This window comes from Streptomyces sp. NPDC058459, assembly GCF_042721685.1.
Classification (GTDB): Bacteria; Actinomycetota; Actinomycetes; order Streptomycetales; family Streptomycetaceae; genus Streptomyces.
Genome location: NZ_JBHXLV010000132.1, coordinates 1 through 18,849 on the forward strand (window position 1 = coordinate 1; position 18,849 = coordinate 18,849).

The window sequence follows — 18,849 nt, forward strand, 5'->3', positions numbered from 1 at the left end:
ACCGGGAGGCCTATCGCGTGGTGCTCAGCGTGCGACGAGGCGCACGGGGGCGTGCGCCGGCCCGTTCACCGTGATCGAACGCAGCGGCTCCACGGCTCCGGCCGGTTCGACGACGGCGACCAGCTCCGCGAGCGTCTCCAGGAGCATCCGCATCTGGTGGCGGGCCATGGTGCTCCCAATGCAGACGTGCTCGCCCGTGCCCAGGGCCAGATGGCGGTTGGGCTGCCGACCGAGGTCGAACCGTTCGGCATCCATGAACACCGACTCGTCCCGGTTGGCCGAGGGAATCCACAGCACGACCCGGTCCCCGGCAGCGATGTGGCGGCCCTGGATGACGGTGTCCGCCGTGGCCGTCCGCATGCTGTGCGTGGCGCTGCTCGTCCACCGCAGCACCTCCTCCGCCGCGGTCCTGACGAGTGCGCCGTCCCGCTCCCCCACCAGCCGCTGCCACTGCTGCGGATGCGCGACGAGGGCGAGAATCCCCGAGGCCATCGACAGACCCGCGTTCTCCGACGCACCGACGAGGTTCTCGCAGCTCAGCAAGATCTCGGTCTCGGTCAGCAAGTCACCCTGCACCTCGTTGCCGACGAACATACCCATCGCGTCGTCCGCGGGCTCCTCCATCCGCGCGTACATCATGTCGATGAAATAGCGCATCAGCGTGAGGTGGCTGGTGAGGGGTTTGCCGGATTCGAATGCCTCCGTGGTCCACGTCAGAAGCCGCTCGCGGTCCTCCGGCTCCACACCGAGCAGCCTGCCGATGTTGTAGCTGGACAGCCGGGCTCCGATGTCGTGGACGAGGTCGCAAGTGCCCGACTCGACAGCACGTGTCACCACCGAGCGGATCTCGGCGCGCATCTCACCCGCCAGGGAGCGGGCGCACCGTTCGCTGAACCGGTCGGTCACCTGTGCGCGCAGGGCGCGGTGCTTGGGTGGATCCGTCAGGGCCATAGTAAGACCGCTGCCGGGGTCCTCCCCCAGTTCCGTCGGCCGCAGCAGGACGCCCTGCGCCGAACTGAAGACAGCCGGGTTCTGGTACACGTCCCGTATGTCCTCGTACCGGGTGAGCGACCAGAAGCCCGGCAGGTCGCCCGGTTCGTGCCAGTGGACCGGGGCGTGCTGTCTCATCCAGCGCCACAGCCGGTGCACCTCTCCGGACGCGTGCAGGTCAGGGTCGACGACGTCGGCGGGGACGAAAGTGGATACGGTCACGACGCAGCTCCCGCGATCAGGGCAAGACGGTCATGGAAACCCTTGAGCAGCTCCAGCGCGGTGGCTGCGGCGACGGCGTCGCGCCGGAACGAGAGCACCACGTCGAGCGTGCCGTCCTCGTCCGGCCACACCTCCAGGTGCAGTTCCAGGGGAAGGGCGGCGTACGGCTGGCGCAGATGCGCGGAGACGACACCGGGCAGGTCGAGCCGGGGCGGAGGGTTGTCCTGGAGGGCGAAGAGGGACTGGAACACCGGCGGCCGCCCGGGCGTCGTCGTCCCGACGCCCTGCGCGACGGCCGTGAAGGGGACATCACTGCGGCTGAAGGCCCGGTGGACCAGTCGGCCGGTCTCCCGGATGCCGCCCTCGCCCCCGCCCACCGCGGCGCCGCGCAGACGCACCGGCACCATGTCGATCAGGCAGCCGATGGCCTGTTCCAGCTCCGGGACGGTGCGCTGGGCGACGGGCACGCCCACCGCGAAGTCCCGCTGCCCGCAGACCTCGGCCATGACGTCCGCCCAGGCCGACAGGAGCACCACGAACCGGCTCACTCCGAACGCCGCGCCCCGTGCGTCCAGGCGCGCCGTGACGGCCGCGGGAACGGACACATCGAGGTGTCCCATCCCGGTCTCCCCGGGGCCGGGCCGTTCGGGCCAGCGGACCTGGGGTACGTCCTGGAACTCCTCCCGTACCCGCTCCGTCCGCCCCTCCAGGTCCGTCACGGCCGTGGCCGCCGCCGCCAGCCGGGCCCGCTCGGCCAGGGCGGGCGGGGCGGTTCGCGGCTCCCGCCCGGCGTAGGCGTCGGACAGGTCACGCGCCAGGACGGATTCCGACCAGCCGTCGAAGACGATGTGGTGGACCAGCACCCCGAACAGCCAGCCCCGGGTTTCGGTCACCGGCACCAGCGCGGTGCGCCACAGGTCGGCGTCCTGGGGTTCGAGGGGCTCTTCGAAGAGCCGGCGCAGCGCGACAACCGCCTCGTCAACCGTCGGCCGGGCGTCCAGGAACTCCAGGGGCGGGGCGGAGATGTCGGTGACCTCGGCATGGGGCCGGGGGTCCATCCGGAAGGCCGTGCGCAGCACCTGGTGCCGCTCGTGGACGGCGGCGACTGCCGCCTCCAGGGAGTCCTGGTCGAGCCGGTCGTCCAGATGCCACGTCATCAGGCAGTATCCGGCCCGGTCCTGCGGCGCCGTCAGGTGACGGGTGAGGAAGACCAACTCCATGGCGGCCAGCGGGATGTCACCGGTCGGCGGCGGTACGGCGTCCGCGCCCTGCGCCGACCGCAGCCAGGATCCGAGACATTCGGCGGACGGGTGCTCGTACAGGCTCGACAGCGGAACCGGCTGCCCCACCCGCTTGCCGATCCGCGTGCAGGCCCGAGCGGCCTGGAGCGAGGAGCCTCCCAGCTCGAAGAAGGACATGTGCTGCGGCACGGCCCGTCTGCCCAGTGCAGCGGTGAACTCCTCGGCCACCAGTCGCACAAGCGGGTCGCCGATGGGGCCGTGGTGGTCCTCGACGGGCACCTCGGGCACGCTCGCCAGCAGGGCCCGCTCGTCCAGCTTGCCCCTGCTGGTCAGCGGGAAGAAGTCCACGAAGACGATGTCGACGGGGCGCTGGTAGGCGGGCAGGTGGCGGGCGAGGATCGCCGGTTCGTCTGGCGGGACCCCGCCGACCCGGCTCGGCACGCAGAAGGCCACCAGTTCGAAGACGCCGCCGAGTTCGTTCCAGCGCGGGACCACCCGGCAGTCGGCGACGGACGGGACGAAGCGCACGATCTGCCGCTCCACCTCGGCCGGTTCGACGCGGTTGCCCCGGACTTTCACCTGCCGGTCGATCCGCCCACGGAACTCGACGATCCCGTTCTCGTCCCGGGTGCCCAGGTCCCCCGTACGGTACAGCCGGACCCGCTCACCGTCGATGTCGACGTCCGTGAACTTCTCTGCGGTGAGGGCCGGTTCACCGAGGTAGCCGAGGGCCAGGCCGTCGCCCGCGACGCAGATCTCCCCCGGCTCCCCGGCCGCGCAGGGCCGGTCGCCCTGGAGGACGTGGACGGTGGTGCCGGGCACCTCCCGCCCCAGCGGGATGCCGCCGGGGCGGTTGCAGTCGGCGGCGGTGATGCGGTGCGTGGTGGTGAACACCGTGCTCTCGACCGGGCCGTAGCCGTTGATCAGGGCCGTGTCGGGGAACCGGTCGAGGAAGCGGCCGACGTGCCGCGCGGACAGGCGCTCACCGCCGATCATGACCTGGGACAGGCCGCCCAACGCCGTCAGGTCCTCGTCGACGATAAGGTTGAACAGGCTGCTGGTCAGCCACACCGTGTTCACGGCGTGGTCGGCGACCATCGCGCGCAGGGCCTCGGCCGTCAGGAACGGCTCGTCGATCAGGACGCAGGTGCCGCCGTTGTACAGCGCGGCCCAGAGTTCGAGGGAGAACGCGTCCCACGGCAGTGCCGCCGCGAGGGGGATGACCGTGTCCCGGTCGAAACGCGCGAAGGTGCCTGGCCGGAAGAGCCGTGCCGTCGCCCGGTGCGGGGTGATCACTCCCTTGGGCCGTCCCGTGGTGCCCGAGGTGAAGAACACGCAAGCTGCGTCGGAGCCCCGTACCGCCACCGCGGCGCGGGCGGGGCTTTCCCCCATAGTGTCCTCGGCGGGTGTCCACAGCGGCGCGGACAGCTCCGCCGCCGCGCCCGGTCCCGCGACGACGAGGGGTGGCCGGAGCTGTTCGACCACCGCGTCGAGACGGGTGAGCGGCCAGTCCGGATCGAGCAGCGCGTAGGCGGCGCCGAGTTTGAGAACGGCCAGCAGAGTCACGACCAAGTCGACGGAACGCGGCATCAGGATCGGCACGAGATGACCCTGTTCGACACCGGCGGCGGCGAGCCGGCCAGCCAATTGCTCGGCGCGGGCTTCCAATTCACCGTACGACACCCGGGCGCCCCGGGCAATGAGGGCTATGTGCTGCGGCTGAGCACGCACTTGCATGGCGACGACGTCATGCAGTCCTTCCCCCGGTGATACCCAAGCAACTCCTGCGGTCCACGCGGCATTCGACTGCAACGCGTCGACTCCCTTCGCAGTCCCAGACAATGAGGATTCGAGAGCACAGCAGGAGCCTACGACGTTGTCACGACTGATCGTTTCCTGGCAACAACCCTTTCACAAAAAGGGTGTTGGGCCTGTCTTCGTCATGGACGTGACCGCGACCAACCCCTCGTTCACTGACCACGAACTGTGTCATGATCGCAGGACGGTCCGAGGAACCGATCCTGTCTACCGCCAACGGCCGTTCACTTCACGCAGCATCACATGGAATATCCGATTTCCAATAGCATGGTGGGGGACGTGGTGACGAGTCGAGATCGCTCCTTGGACATCGCGGTCACCGGCATGGCTGCACGGTTCCCGGGCCCCCGTGGAATCGACGACTGGTGGGAATCCCAGCTCCACGGAAGCGTGCACCTCAGGAGATACACGCGGGAGGAGTTGCTCGCCACCGGAGTGCCCGCCGCGTTGGCCGCAGACCCGGACTACGTGCCCGCACGCGGTCATCTCGACGACTGGGACCGCTTCGACCACGATTTCTTCCAGATCCGCAAGCGCGAGACGGAACTGATGGACCCTCAGCATCGCTGGATGCTGGAGGTGGCCTGGAACGCCCTGGAGGACGCGGGGGCTCTGCCCCGTGACGGCTCGGTGGTGACCAGCGTCTACGCGTCCATGACGGGCAGCGGCTACATGCGCGCGATGGTCGGTAGCGGAAATGTCGATCCGGGCCTGCTGGACGACCTGATCCACGGTACAGAGCCGGACTTCATGGCGAGCCGGGTGGCCTACAAACTCGGCCTGAACGGACCGGCCTTCGCCGTGCAGACGGCCTGTTCCTCTTCGCTGGTGGCCGTGCACCTGGCGGTGCAGGCGCTCCTCAGCGGTGACTGCGACCAGGCCCTCGTGGTGGGGGCGGGCTTCGGCTACCCCCAGGCGGGTTATCTGCACCAGCCGGGCGGCGTGCTGTCCTCCACGGGTGCCTGCCGGCCGTTCGACCGGCACGCGGACGGTGTGGTCGCCGGGTCTGGCGCGGGCGCCGTGGTACTGCGCCGTCTGTCAGACATCACCGAGGACGACCCCGTGCCGTACGGCGTCATCCTGGGCTCCGCGATCAACAACGACGGGAACGCGAAGGCCGGTTACTACGCGCCGTCCTCCGCGGGGCAGGAGCGGGTGATCGGTGCGGCGCTGAGCGCGGCCGAGGTCGACGGCGGGTCCATCGGCTATCTGGAGACCCACGGCACCGGCACCCGGATCGGAGACCCCATCGAGTGGACGGCGGCCGGCGCCGCGCTGCGCAAGGCCGGCGCCCGGCAGGGCAGTGTGGCGGTCGGCGCGTTGAAGGCCAGCATCGGCCACCTGGACGCCGCCGCGGGAGTCGCCGCGCTGATCAGGGCCCTGCTCGTGGTGCGCAGCGGTGTGATCCCGCCCCTCGCGGGGTTCACCGCGCGCAATCCACTGCTGGAGACCGAGAACTGCCCCTTGTACATACCCACCGAGGCCGTCCCCTGGCCCGGGGAGCGTCCGCGACGCGCCGGGGTAAGCGCGTTCGGTATCGGCGGCACCAACGCGCACGTCGTGATCGAGCAGGCGCCGCCGCGCGAGCCGGCCGCCCCTGCCCCCGAGGCACGGGCGCCGCGCGAGCGCCTGGTGCTCCTGTCGGCGGCGGATCCCGAGGCACTCGGCCGCGCGGCCGACGGTCTGGCCGCCCATCTCAGGACCCACGACCCGGATCTCGGCGAAGTCTGCGGCACCCTGGCCAATGGCCGCCTGGCCCTGGGCGAACGCCTCGCGGTGACGGGCCGGACGAGCGCCGAGGTCGCCGAGCGCCTTGCCGGCCGGTCCGGGGTCTTCCGGGGCACCGCACCGGCGACGGGCCCCGCCCCGGTGGTTTTCGTCTTTCCCGGCCAGGGTTCTCAACACCCGGCCATGGCCGAGCCCTTCACCGCTCTCCCCGGGTTCCGCCGGGCACTCGACCGGTGTCTCGCGGCTTTCGCCTCCCCGCTGGCGGAACGGATCCGGCAGGCGCTGTTCGACCCGGACTTCTCCGCCGACGAGCTGAACCAGACTGAACTGGCGCAGCCGGCCCTCTTCGCCGTCGGCCACGCGGCGGCGACCGCACTCCTGGCCCTGGGGGTCCGGCCGGCCGCGGTGGGCGGTCACAGTCTCGGCGAGATCACCGCGGCCACTGTCGCCGAAGTCCTCACGCTGGAGGAGGCGGCCACGTTCGTGGCGGCGCGCGGCCGGGCCATGCAGGACTGCCCGGAGGGCGCGATGCTGGCCATCGGAGCGGATGCGAAACAAGCCCTGGCACTCGCTGAGGAGTGGGGCCTCGACCTCGACGTGGCCGCGGTCAACGGCCCAGACTCCAGCGTGCTGGCCGGTCCGGTCGAGCAGGTGGAGGAGTACCGGCGGCGCGCCGGCAACGCCTTCTTCGTACGACGTCTGCGCAACACCCGTGCCTTCCACTCCCGTCTGATCGAGCCCGCGCTGCCGGCGCTCACCCACGCGATGGCGCGGATTAAGCTCCGGCCGTCGGCCCTTCCGATCGCGCTCAACGTGTCCGGTCTGGTCGTCGCGGCCGGTGCCGCCCTCCCGCGCGATATGTTCACCGTGCAGGCCCGGCAGCCCGTACTGTTCGGCGCCGCCCTCAGCTCGCTGGCGGAACGCGTGCCGGGTGCCCTGGCCGTGGAGATCGGTCCGGGGCGTCCCCTCTCGCCGATGGCGGAGACGGCCGGTTTTCCCGTGGTCGCCCTGGACCAGGCCACGGACGCGCCGGGATCGCCCGTGCTCGGTGGCGTCGGCGTCCTGTGGGCCCTGGGGCAGCCGATCGCGCCGGACGGGCTGACCGGCGGCCGCAGGACCAGGCTGCCCGGCTACCCCTTCTCGGGACCGCGCTCGGTGGCCCCGGAAGCGCTCGCCTCACCCGCGACGGACCCGAGCGGCTCCCCAGCCCTCGCGCCGCTGCCGGAGCAGGGGCACGAGGAGCCGGAATCCGATGGCCCCGTCGACTCGGTGGAGGGCGTGACACGGATCTGGGCGGAACTGCTCGGCCGTGACGATCTGCCGGCGGACGCCGACTTCTTCGCACAGGGCGGCGACTCACTGCTGATCACCCGGCTCATCCTTAGGGTGAACAGCGAGTTCGGCATCCGTGTCCCGGTACGCGAGATGCTGGCGCGGCGGACGCTGGACGGCCATGTTGCGGTGGTGCGCCGGATCCGGGACGAGGCGGACGAGCAGGGCGCGTAGAGCGGACGGGGTGTACAGCCCGGCGGCCTGGACACCGCGGAGGCGTCCAGGCCGCCCAAGGCGCTGAGCGGGGCGGATCAGACGGACGCGCCTCGCTCGTCACGGTGCTCCGCGAGGATCTCACCGACCGTCCTGAGCGCGTTCCGCGCTATGGCGGGCTTGCGGTGCAGGTAGTAGGGAAGCTGGATCAGCGCCACGGACAGCGCCCAGCCACGGCCCCTGAGCCAGCTCGCGTCGTCTGCCTCGGCCGCGGTGCGCAGCGCGGCCCGCGCCGCTCCTTCGAAGAGGTTCCACCCGACCAGCAGGTCGCATGCCGGATCGCCCACCGCCAGGCCGCCGAAGTCGATGACCCCGGTCAGCTCGCCGTCGCGGACGAGGAGATTCCCGGATTGCAGATCTCCGTGGATCCATACGGGCGCGCCGGTCCAAGCGGGCGTACTCAGGGCCTCGTCCCAGACGGTCCGGACGGCTTCCGTGTCGACCAGGTCTCCCAGCGCCTCCAGTTCCGCGATGGCGGTGCGGGTCTCCTCGTCCCGCTCGGCAAGCGGGACGCCGCGGCGGAAATTGTGCTCGCCGGGGGGCGGACCGCCGCCGGTGTCGACGCTGTGCAGTTCCGCGAGAAACCGTCCCAGCTGCGTCGCCACCTCCACCGGGTCGGCCATGCGCTCGACCGTCGCGGTCTCGCCCTCCAGCCAGGTGTAGACGGACCAGTCCCACGGGTAGCCCTCGGCGGGCTTGCCCAGGGCGACCGGCTCGGGGATCTCCAGCGAGGTCTGCCGGGCCAATACCGGCAGCCACCGCTGCTCCTTGTGGACCTGGCCGATGGCCCAGTCGACCTTCGGAAGTCGCACGGACATTGCGGCGCCCAGGCGGAAGATGCCGTTGTCCGTGCCGCCGGAGTCGACGGGGACGAGGGGCAGGTCCGCCCACTGCTGGAACTGGCCGGTCAGGAGCCGGCGCACCAGGTCGACGTCGATATCGATGTGCACGGGCGGGGAGGACACGTGGGATCTCCTACGGATCGGAATGGCTCTCGGGAGGGATCGTCCGTACATGGGGCGCGGTGCCCGGTCTGGATCACCCGTGCGACGGGGGCACAGCGGAATCGTAGAAGCCGCAGCGTGGCAGGCCGGAGGCGGGGCTCTGCGCGCGGGGGTCGTCGGTGTAGACCTCCAGGCGGATGCCGTCGGGGTCGAGGAAGAACAGCTGCCCCGTGGCGGCTGCCTGTCCCGGTGCGCCCGGGTCGTCCCGGATGGCAATGCCCGCGGTGCGCAGCGCAGCCTCGGTCTCGCCCAAGGCCTCGACGGTGGGCACCTCGAACGACAGATGGTGCAGTCCTGCCCGGTCCGGGGCGAAGCGCTCGGACGTCTGCTGCCACAGGGTCAGCAGTACCGCGCTCTCCTGCCCGAGCAGCGCGTACGGGCGGGCGGGGTCGGAGGACCGCCGTATTACCTCGAACCGCAGCGCCCGCTCGTAGAAGGCGATGGATCGGTCGAGATCGGTGACGTTCAGTCCAGCGCTCCCCGTGCTGATCGCGGACACGCCGCAGCTCCTCTCATCGGTGAATCGGTCCAGGCCACGGACCTTCCGTTACCAGGGCACGGTGTCCTCGGCGCCCACGAACGTACCCGAGGGGCCGTCGGGCGGAAGGGTCGCCAAGCGCACGATGACGGCCGCGGCCTGCTCAGGGGTGTTCGTGCCGCGGAAGTCGTTCATGGCGGTCGCGGTGTAACCCGGTGTCGCGGAATTGATCTTCATATGGGCCAGCTCGGGGTCCGCGCGGAACACCCTGTCGTACTGCACCGTCAGCATGTTCAGGGCCGCCTTGGAACTGGTGTACGCGGCCCGCACCGTGGCGTCGCCCGGCAGATCCGCCTGCTGGGCAGTGAGCGTCAGCGACCCGGTGGTGCTGGAGACGTTCACGATCCGCGGCTGCGGCGCCGAGCGGAGGAGCGGCAGCAGCGCGTTGACAACGGTGACGGCTCCGAAGACGTTGGCCTCGAACAGTTCCCTGAGCTGTTCGACGGTGACCGAGGTGAGGGGCGCTCCGACGAAGACGGCAGCGTTGTTCACCAGGCAGTCGAGGCGGCCGTGGTCACGTCCGATGCGCTCCGCCGCCGCACGGACTCCGGCGACGTCGGTGACGTCGAGGCGCACCGCGTGCGCGTCGCCCCCGGCCGCCGACAGCTCGGCGGCGGCCTTGGCACCGCGTTCCACGTCCCGGCTGCCCACGAACACGGTGTGCCCGCGCTCGCCCAGCTGCCGCGCCACGGCCAGACCGATTCCCCGGTTGGCACCGGTCACCAGGGCCACTTTCGCCTGCGTCAAGCCAGATCACCTTCCCCTCGGGTGGCGCGGTGCCTCAGACAACTCGGCTGAGGGCGAGCAGGTACTCCTTGCGGTTAAGCGGGTTGTGGTCCCACCGCCGCCTGGTCGGCGTGACGCCGTGCACCTGGTCGTAACGCTCGAACGTGCTCTCCAGCACGCCCTCGCCGTGGGTCAGCGAGGGCAGCATCATCTGTAATTCGTGGATACGGGCCGCGGGGATCGTCCCTTCCATGCTGCACGTCCGGCCCTTGACCGCAGGCGGCTGGGGCACCGCCCCCAACCGGGCGAGCAGCGGGTAGATGGCTCCGTACGTGTCCGTCGGCACTTCCAGGAAGAACCGGTGGATCGGCTCGCACACGTAGGTCGCGGCCTGAGTCAGGGCCTCCATGAGGACGAGCGGGGTGAGGTTGCGGAAGTCGCCAGCCGTACTGGACATGCTCTTGTCGAAGGTGCCGTGGGAGTGGCTCTGGCGGGCGAGGTATCCGGAGTGCGTCATGCTCACCGCGCAGTCGAGCACCTCCCACCCGTGCAGTCCCTGTTCCAGCGTGGTCTTGACCGTCGTCTCCACGGCCTTGATGAAGGCCAGCGGCATGGAGCCGAGTTCGATCTCCAGGTGGAAGGTCACCCCGCTGCCGGGCTCGCCGGGCTCTACGCGCAGACCGACTTCGGCGAGGAAGGGGTTGGTCTCCGACCGCAGCCGTTCGTGGGCTGCCCCGGTGCCGATGACGCGTTCGACGCAGATCGTGGACGACTCCAGGAAGGAGACCTCGATGTCGAACTCGTCGGTCAGCGTGGACTGGATGACCTCCTTCTGCACTTCACCGTAGAGCGAGATCCGCAGTTCGTTTCGGATCTCGTCGCGCCGGATGTTGATCAGCGGGTCCTGCTCGGCCAGTTGGGACAGCGCGGCGTAGAGCGGGCCTCCGTCGCCGGGGCGTGACGCCACGATGACGGTCTCCAGCGTCGGCGGGGAGAACAGCGCGCTGATGGCGCCGCCCAGCTGGGTACCGAAGGAGTCACCGATCACCGCCTCGTCCAGTCCCCAGACCTTGCCGATCTGGCCCGCGGAGAGAGTCTGACTGCGAGCGGCGGACCCTCCGTTGTAAGCGGCGAGCTGGGTGACCTTGCTCTCCGGTCCGCGGTTGAGCTGGAGACGATCGCGGGTCTGGAGGGTCCCCTCGAACATGCGGACGTAAGCGATCTTCTCGCCCGCGGCACCTCGGTCGATCTTGAAGATCCGGCCGGCGGGCGGCCCGTCCGCGTCTCCCTGTCCGGACGGCAGCAGCTCCTTGATGGCTGCCATGAGGAGGTCTCCGCCGGCGCCGGTGATGGCAGAGCCGAAGTACACCGGGTGGACCAGGGCCTGGGCCGTCTGTGCGGCGAGTTCCTTGCGCAGTCGGCCGTCGGTCAGGTCGAGGGTGTCGTCCAGGTACACCTGCATCAGGTCGTCATCGTTGTCCACCAGTACCTCGACGAGCCGCTGGACGTGGCCCGGGTCGTCGAAGGCGAGGGGAACTGCCGAGGCGGTGACGGTGCCCAGGTCCCGTACAGCGGCCATGGGAACGGCGGCAGGCGAGAGGAACTCAGCGATGTTCTCGACCAGTGAGTCGTACCGGGCACCACGACGGTCGATCTTGTTCACGAAGATCAGCGTGGGGATGCGCAGCCTCTTGAGCGTGCGCATCAGGACCCGGGTCTGCGCCTGGACGCCTTCGACAGCCGAGACGACGAGGACCGCCCCGTCCAGCACCCCCAGCGTCCGCTCGACCTCGGCGATGAAGTCGGGGTGGCCGGGTGTGTCGATCAAGTTGACCATCAGGTCGTCCAGTGCGAAGGACGTGACCGCGGCCCGGATCGTGATGCCGCGTGCCCGCTCCAGCGCCATGGAGTCGGTCTGCGTGTCTCCGGAGTCGACACTGCCCAGCCGATCGATTACTCCGGCCGAGTGCAGCAGTCGTTCCGTGAGGCTGGTCTTGCCCGCGTCGATGTGGGCCATGATGCCCAGATTGAGGATACGCAAATACCCGTTCTTCCGTTCCACCCCGTACGGGTCGGCCCAAAGGTCTCCGCTGGACGCTTTCCCGTTTTTCTCTATATTGCCGCAGCCGTCGGGAAGTCGGAAACCTGGAATTGGGCGGTATCCACGCACAGGTATCCCACACTCACTTGATTCAGAAGACCGTCGCCATGGTGCCCGGGGCGGTCACCCCTGTCAAGGTCCTTGATCGCAGAGACATGCAGGATCGGCACGTCCACCAGATTCACCAGCCCTAGCGTAACTGATCAACCATCAACTCGTTGCCTACACAGGCCAACTGGGCCGGTCCAGACAGATGAACACAGCTGACACACCGTCAACTCGCATGTTTAGACACGAGGGCAGGATGAGTCATGAAGAGTTTGTGAAATCTGAATGGCAATCAGAAGCCGTCTCTGCAAGTAGATTTGACTCGAACTCGCCTCTGCGACACGGATGGCCTACTTCCGCTTACGGTGAGACCGCATGAGACGAACCACGCAACTCGATTCCATTCGGGACAACCAACGACCCGCTCGTACTGGTCCATTGCGTAGATCAACCCACCCGCCTAAGATCGCACCACCAACGTCACGGATGCTCGTGACAGCAGAGACCGCGCTTTCCTTCTCGAATCCGGATCAAGCAATAAGTGAACTCGTCGCGGAGTTCGTTAGCATAGCGCTGGTGAGGCTGGCTGGAACGCATACATTGCGAGCAAGCCCCCAGAATCCCGCTGATAGCTTTGGGGAGTTTGTCTCATGTCGGCCTCACAGCACGTGAAATCCTCTCCGTCGAGGTCGGAGGACAGTGACGGAGCGATACAGACGTGGACGGCCGCGGCGATCGGCGAGCCGCTGCCCGGGGACGCGTTAGTTCCCGTACACGAAGTGGTGGCCCGCCTGGCCGCCGACCAGCCCGCGGCGGCTGCTGTGCGCTGCGGCGACAACGTCGTCACCTACGCCGAGTTGGTCTCCTGGTCTCGGCAGTTGTCCCACCGCCTCGCCGCGGCCGGGGTGGGCGCCGGTGACCGGGTCGCCATCCTCGCCGAACCCTCCGCCGCGATGATCGCGTCCGTGCTCGGCGTCCTCGGCGCGGGCGCCGCCTACGTGCCTGTCGATCTGGCGCAGCCGGATGCCCGCATCGCCACGATCCTCCACGACGCGCAAGTGAAGGCCGTCGCGACAACGGCACACGCGCGGGACCGGACGGCCGGTGCCCAGGTACCCGTCGTGACGGTCGCAAGCGCCCCCGGCGAGAAGCCTGACGGCGCGGCCTCCGACTCCTTCGCCGCCGCGGTCGGCCTGGCGGATCCGGCCTACCTCATCTACACCTCGGGCAGCACGGGCGAACCCAAGGGCGTCATCGTCGAGCACCGCAATCTCGCCGCCTCGACCCGGGCCCGCCTCATGGTCTACCCGGGAAGCCCGGTCTTCCTCCTGGTGTCGCCGCTGGCCTTCGACTCGTCGGTCGCCGGGATATGGGGGACGCTCCAGGCGGGCGGCTGCCTGGTCGTGGCGTCCGCGGACGAACTGCGCGACGCCGATCAGCTGGTCTCGCTCATCGGCCGGCACCGCGTGAACCGCACCCTGTGCGTGCCCGCACTGTACGAGCTGCTGCTCGACGCGGCCGAGCGCGCCGGGACGGATCAACTGGCCTCCCTGCGCCAGGTGATCGTGGCGGGCGAGGCCCTGCCGCAGTCCCTGGTCGACCGACACTTCGCGGTCCACTCCCACGCGGTGGACCTGGTCAACGAGTACGGCCCGACCGAGACGGCCGTATGGGCCACCTTCCACCGCTTCACCGGCGTCGAACCGGTCAGCATCGGCGGCCCGATTCCCGGCGCCCGGCTCTACGTCCTCGACGCCGGGCTCCAGCCCGTGCCGCCGGGCACGGAGGGCGAGTTGTTCATCGGCGGGCCCGGGGTGACACGTGGATACTTCGGCCGTCCCGAGGCGACTGCGGCGGCCTTCCTCGACGACCCCTTCGCCGCCGAACCCGGCGCGCGTATGTATCGGACCGGCGACATCGTGCGCTGGAACGCGGACTGCGGGCTGGACTTCATCGGCCGCAAGGACGACCAGGTCAAGATCCGCGGCCACCGCGTGGAACTCGGTGCGGTCGAGTCGACGCTGCGTCGGCTGGAAGGCGTCCAGGAGGCGGTCGTCCTGCCCGACGCGGGGGGATCGGGCCTGATCGGCTTCGTCGCCTCGCGGGAAGCCGCGGACCCGGTCGCGCTGCGCCGCGCCCTCGCGCAGAAGCTGCCCCCCGTGATGGTGCCCGGCGAGCTGCGGGTCCTGCCGGAAATGCCTCGCAACCTCAATGACAAACTCGACCGCGCGCTGCTGCGGACGCTCGCCGCCGAGCCGGTCGCCGCCCGCCCCGCGTCCGCGCCCCTCACCGACGACCCGCTTACCGCCCAGGTAGCCGCCGCCTGGGCGGAGGTGCTCGGTGTGGCCACGGTGCCGTTGGACGTCAACTTCTTCGATCTCGGCGGCCATTCGCTGGCCATGTTCAAGTTGCAGGACGCGCTGGAGCGGCACTGCGGGCTGCGGCCATCGATCGTTTCCCTGTTCCAGGAGGCGACCGTGGCAACACAGGCCACGCTCATCCGCACCAGCCGCGAGCAGGGGGAGGACTCGACGCCGTCCCTCTCCGTCGAGGCCGCCCGCAAGGCCCGTACGGCCCGGCTGCGCCAGCAGCGTGCGCGGAAGGGGGCCCGTCAGTGACCGCGCACGCCTCGCGCCAGCTGGCGCGCGCAACCGCCCGTCCCGAAGCCCGTCTGCGTTTGGTGTGCTTCCCGCACGCCGGGGGGTCAGCCGCCTTCTACCGTTCCTGGGGCCAGTCGCTGACCGAGGTGGAGGTCCACGCCGTGCAGTACCCGGGGCGCGCCGACCGGTTCGACGAGGAACCTCCGCACGACCTCGTCCGGCTCGCCACCGACATCGCCGACGCGGTCGAACCGCTGGCGGATCTCCCACTCGCCTTCTTCGGACACAGCATGGGCGCTCCCGTGGCTCTGGAGACAGCACGCGCACTACAGCGCCGAGGCATCTACATCGAACACTTGTTCGCCTCGGGTTCCCGTGACGCCCCGCTGCCCACCGACCGCTCCGTCCCCGAGGAAGACCCCGACCAGCTACTCAAGGGCCTGGTCGAACTGGGCGGCACTGACGCGGAGATGGCGGCCGACCCGGTCTTCCAGGAGGTGGTCCTGCCGTATCTGATCGCCGACGGCCGCATGTTCCACAGCTACGACATGGCGCCCGAGCCGTTGCTCAGGTGTCCCGTCACCGCCATCGTCGGCGACCAGGACGACGACGCGGACCGCCGCCCGTGGAGCGCGTTGAGCACGGGGCCCGTCCAAGAGGTCAGGGTTCCCGGGAACCACTTCTACCTCATCGCCGACCCGCCGTACTCCCTTCTGCGTGAGGCCCTCTCCGTCTCGCGACCCGGCGCCTACTGAACTCCGAGGACTCCATGTCGACCGAGCAGACGACTGACGTGCCAGCGGACGCGCAGAACCCGGACAACCGGTTCATCTGGTACCCCTGGTCCCCCATCCGTTCCCACCGCGAGCGCGTCCTGATCGACCGGGCGAGCGGCTACCGGGTCTGGGACCCGGCGGGAAACGAGTACATCGACGCCTCCTCCATGAACTCGACCTGTGGCTACGCGCATCCCCATGTCGTGGAGGCCGCGACGCGCCAACTCGGCCGGATGCATGGGGTCGACATCTCCGTCCAGAACCACGGCCTGGCCGCCCTCCTCGCGGAACGGCTCGCCTCCTACCTGCCCGAAGGACCGTCCCGGACGCTGTTCACCAACAGCGGCAGCGAGGGCATCGAGGCGAGCGCGCTGATCGCCTCTTCCTACTGGTCGCACCTCGGCCGGCCGCGCACCAGGATCGTCACCTTCGAGCGCGGGTACCACGGGTCCACGGTCCTGGCCCGCAGCCTTTCCGACCTGCCCCCCACCGCGCACGGGTTCACCGACCCGTTGCAGGTCACCCACGTCCGATTCCCCGTCCCGGCCGCGCAGTTGCGCGAGCCCGAGGCGCTGCAGCCACTGCTCGCCGCGTTCGAGGAGGCGATCGGGAACGACTCCGACGACCTACCGATGGCAGTGCTGGTCGAACCGTTGATCAATGTCGGCGGCGGCGTCGTCCTCCCCCGCGGTTTCCTCAGTGGACTGCGCCGGCTGTGCGACTCCCGGGACGTCCTGCTGATCATGGACGAGGTGTTCACCGGGATCGGCCGCACCGGCCGGGTCTTCGGCTTCCAGCATGAGGAGATATCGCCCGACATCGTCATCAGCAGCAAGGGGCTCAGCGCCGGCTACGTGCCGATCACCGCGGTCACCGTCCAGGAGCACGTATACCAGACGTTCGCAGACGACCCGGTCATCGGCGGGCTCCGCTACGGTCACACGACGAGCGGTCACGCCGTCGGCTGCGCCGTGGGCCTCGCCGTCCTGGACGTGCTGGACAAGGAGAACCTCACCGAGCACGCCGTCCAGCAGGGCCGTCGGCTGCTAGACGGCCTCGCGCCGCTGGCCGGGTCCGGGGCCGGGCAGGTGCGGGACGTACGCGGGCTCGGCCTGCTGACAGTCCTCGAACTGGCCACGCCCGACGCGGCGGCCGCCCTCGTCGCCGCCGCGGAGCGGGAACGTCTCCTGGTACGTCAGCAGGGAGAGTCGATCCTCGTGGTGCCGCCGCTCACCATCGACGCCGACGGCGTCGACCAGGTCGTCGGGCGACTGCACGACGCGGTCGGCCGAGGCGAGGACCGATGACCGCGACGACCGACCCCGTGGCCGACGCCGCGGCCTCGGCCCGGATCCAGTCGGCCGTCGTGGCCAAGCGACTCGGCGGCACCATGAAGCCAGCCGACATCCGGGCCGTGATCGACGACTTCGTCGCTGGCCGCGTGCCCGACTACCAGATGGCCGCCTGGCTGGCGACGGTCGCGTGCAGCGGACTCGACATGGGCGAAACGGCCGCCCTGACGGAGGCATACGTGGCCGGGGGCCAGCTCCTGGACCTGAAGAGACTGGGCCGGACGGTCCTGGACAAGCACAGCACCGGCGGCGTGGGCGACAAGGTCAGCATGATCGTGGTCCCGATCGTCGCCGCCTGCGGCGTGGCGGTGGTCAAGATGAGCGGCCGCGGGCTCGGACACGCGGGCGGCACGATCGACAAGCTGGAGTCCGTGCCCGGACTGCGGCTGGACCTCGACGCCGACGAGATCTACGAGGTGATCGACCGGGTGGGCATGGTCATCACCGGTCAGAGTGCCGCTCTCGCGCCGGGCGACGGCGCCACCTACGCCCTGCGCGACGTCACAGGGACGGTGGAGAGCATCCCGCTGATCGCCGCCAGCATCATCAGCAAGAAGGTCGCCGTGGGTGCAGACGGTCTCGTCCTGGACGTGAAGACGGGAGCGGGCGCCCTTATCCCCGACCGCGAGAAGGCCACCCTGCTGGCCGAATCGATGATCGAGCTGGCCGGACGGTTCGGCCTCGGCTGTCAGGCCGTCTTGAGCGACATGAGCCAGCCCCTCGGGCGGGCCGTGGGCAACGCCCTGGAGGTCAAAGAGGCCCTGGCTGTCCTCCAGGGCGAAGAGGTCCCCGGCCTCTCGGAGCTCTGCCGGACCCTGGCCGGGCTGATGCTGCGCAACGCGGACCCCGAACTGTCCGACACCGCGGCGGACGAGGCGATCACGGCCGCGCTCACCAGCGGCGCCGCTCATCGGCGCTTCCTGGACTGGGCCGCGGCGCAGGGCGGCGATGTGCGCGTGCTGGAGTCGCCCGAGCTGCTGCCGATCGCAACGTACCGCAGGCCCGTCCTGGCCGACCACAGCGGCTGGGTGCAGCACGTCGACCCGCGCGCGGTGGGCATGGCCGCCCTGCACGTGGGGGCCGGCCGCCTCGCCCACAACGCCCGGCTGGACCTCGGCTCCGGTGTCGTCGTCCTGCGCCGTGTCGGAGACGCGGTCAGGGCCGGTGAGCCCCTCGCCGAGCTGCACTGCTCGACGGCCTCGCCGGACACGGCAACAGATCTGCTCGCCAAGGCATTCACCATCGGCGACGCGCCGGTGACATCGCAGCCGGTGATCCACCGGGTCTTCACCTGAAGCAGCACCAACACACAGCTCCTGCCCCTGTTCAGAAAGAAGACTCTCGCGGGAAGGAAGACAGCGTGCGAAACGCCGTCACGTTCGACGAGCTGGTCGTGGCAGCCGACAAGGTCACCGTCACCTTCGACTCGATCCCTCCACAAGCGGTACGCGTGCACGACGTCACGCACCTGCCTTACCCGGAAGCAACGGAAATCGTCCATCGCTACGAGCGCCACGGCTTCGCCGTCATCGAACTCGTCTCGGACGCGCCGAGTCCCGAATCCCTGATGCACCTGGCCCGAGTGCTCGGCCTCGGAGAGCCGTTCATTCCGCCCCTGTACTCGTTGGGCGGCGCGCAGCCGAAGTCCGTCTCCCGGATCTCCGCCGCGCGCAACGTCGACACCGTGGACGCGGAGCACCCCTCGTTCGGCGCCACCGTGGGCCAGGAACTGCACACCGACGGCACGCTCCAGGACATAGGGATGGTCAAGGCCTCCTTGCTGGTCTGCGAGATGGCGGCGGCGGAAGGCGGCCAGACGACCCTGTTCAACACCTCGGCCGCCTTCGCCACGCTGGTCGAGCGGGACCCGTCGGCCGCAGTCGCGCTCGCGACGCCGGGCACCCTGATGCGCCAGGCCAACATCAACGGCTCCACCGACAGCAATGCCGGGCCGGTCGTCACCGTGCTGGAGGGGCACCTGGTGTGCCGCTACAGCGTCACGGCGACCGACTTCTGGGCCTTCCCCGACGGAGTGGACGATTGCGCGCGCAAACGCGGGCAAGCCGAACAACACCCGGGCCCCCCGCCCCCCCCCCCCCACCCCCCCCCGCGGAGAGAGACGGCCGGCCCCGCGCATTTTTTTGAAAAAAACCCGCTATA

The 18,849-nt window shown here is 69.8% G+C and carries 14 protein-coding genes; 7 read left to right on the top strand and 7 right to left on the bottom strand.

The window, feature by feature from the left end:
- Positions 1-24: 24 nt before the first annotated feature.
- Positions 25-1,212 carry a cytochrome P450 gene (locus ACFWN1_RS22270; protein ID WP_384364531.1) on the bottom strand — a complete coding sequence of 396 codons (1,188 nt, stop codon included), beginning with the start codon at positions 1,210-1,212 and terminating at the stop codon, positions 25-27.
- On the bottom strand, positions 1,209-4,136 hold the full coding sequence (locus tag ACFWN1_RS22275; RefSeq protein WP_384364564.1) for an amino acid adenylation domain-containing protein: 2,928 nt from the start codon (positions 4,134-4,136) through the stop codon (positions 1,209-1,211). Before ACFWN1_RS22275 ends, ACFWN1_RS22270 begins: the two co-directional genes overlap by 4 nt.
- Here ACFWN1_RS22275 and ACFWN1_RS22280 point away from each other — a divergent pair.
- On the top strand, positions 4,059-4,223 hold the full coding sequence (locus tag ACFWN1_RS22280) for a hypothetical protein (protein ID WP_384364570.1): 165 nt from the start codon (positions 4,059-4,061) through the stop codon (positions 4,221-4,223). The genes ACFWN1_RS22275 and ACFWN1_RS22280 overlap by 78 nt on opposite strands.
- Before the next feature lie 315 nt (positions 4,224-4,538).
- Positions 4,539-7,505: a type I polyketide synthase gene (locus ACFWN1_RS22285; RefSeq protein ID WP_384364567.1), complete on the top strand. Its 2,967-nt coding sequence runs from the start codon at positions 4,539-4,541 to the stop codon at positions 7,503-7,505.
- A gap of 77 nt (positions 7,506-7,582) precedes the next feature.
- Here ACFWN1_RS22285 and ACFWN1_RS22290 read toward each other — a convergent pair whose 3' ends face one another.
- The 5 genes from ACFWN1_RS22290 to ACFWN1_RS22310 form a co-directional block, all read right to left on the bottom strand.
- Positions 7,583-8,509, bottom strand: coding sequence for an aminoglycoside phosphotransferase family protein (locus tag ACFWN1_RS22290; protein ID WP_384364534.1), 927 nt, complete (start codon positions 8,507-8,509; stop codon positions 7,583-7,585).
- 73 nt (positions 8,510-8,582) lie between these two features.
- Positions 8,583-9,047 (bottom strand): VOC family protein, encoded by a 465-nt coding sequence (locus ACFWN1_RS22295; protein ID WP_384364537.1) that lies wholly within the window; start codon positions 9,045-9,047, stop codon positions 8,583-8,585.
- 48 nt (positions 9,048-9,095) lie between these two features.
- Positions 9,096-9,833, bottom strand: coding sequence for an SDR family NAD(P)-dependent oxidoreductase (locus ACFWN1_RS22300; protein ID WP_384364540.1), 738 nt, complete (start codon positions 9,831-9,833; stop codon positions 9,096-9,098).
- A 34-nt stretch (positions 9,834-9,867) separates the two neighbouring features.
- Positions 9,868-11,853 carry a GTP-binding protein gene (locus ACFWN1_RS22305; protein WP_384364543.1) on the bottom strand — a complete coding sequence of 662 codons (1,986 nt, stop codon included), beginning with the start codon at positions 11,851-11,853 and terminating at the stop codon, positions 9,868-9,870.
- A gap of 71 nt (positions 11,854-11,924) precedes the next feature.
- Positions 11,925-12,098 (bottom strand): hypothetical protein, encoded by a 174-nt coding sequence (locus tag ACFWN1_RS22310; protein ID WP_384364546.1) that lies wholly within the window; start codon positions 12,096-12,098, stop codon positions 11,925-11,927.
- Positions 12,099-12,740: 642 nt separating this feature from the next.
- Here ACFWN1_RS22310 and ACFWN1_RS22315 point away from each other — a divergent pair.
- The 5 genes from ACFWN1_RS22315 to ACFWN1_RS22335 form a co-directional block, all read left to right on the top strand.
- Positions 12,741-14,579: a non-ribosomal peptide synthetase gene (locus ACFWN1_RS22315; protein ID WP_384364549.1), complete on the top strand. Its 1,839-nt coding sequence runs from the start codon at positions 12,741-12,743 to the stop codon at positions 14,577-14,579.
- Positions 14,576-15,316: a thioesterase II family protein gene (locus tag ACFWN1_RS22320; RefSeq protein WP_384364552.1), complete on the top strand. Its 741-nt coding sequence runs from the start codon at positions 14,576-14,578 to the stop codon at positions 15,314-15,316. The genes ACFWN1_RS22315 and ACFWN1_RS22320 overlap by 4 nt, the downstream gene beginning before the upstream one ends.
- Before the next feature lie 14 nt (positions 15,317-15,330).
- Entirely contained in the window at positions 15,331-16,644 is a 1,314-nt protein-coding gene (locus tag ACFWN1_RS22325) for an aspartate aminotransferase family protein (RefSeq protein WP_384364555.1), read from the top strand.
- Positions 16,641-17,984, top strand: a complete 1,344-nt coding sequence (locus tag ACFWN1_RS22330) for a thymidine phosphorylase (protein ID WP_384364558.1) — start codon at positions 16,641-16,643, stop codon at positions 17,982-17,984. Before ACFWN1_RS22325 ends, ACFWN1_RS22330 begins: the two co-directional genes overlap by 4 nt.
- Positions 17,985-18,049: 65 nt before the next feature.
- Positions 18,050-18,849: TauD/TfdA family dioxygenase (locus ACFWN1_RS22335; protein WP_384364561.1), on the top strand; the 800-nt coding region annotated here is incomplete at its 3' end.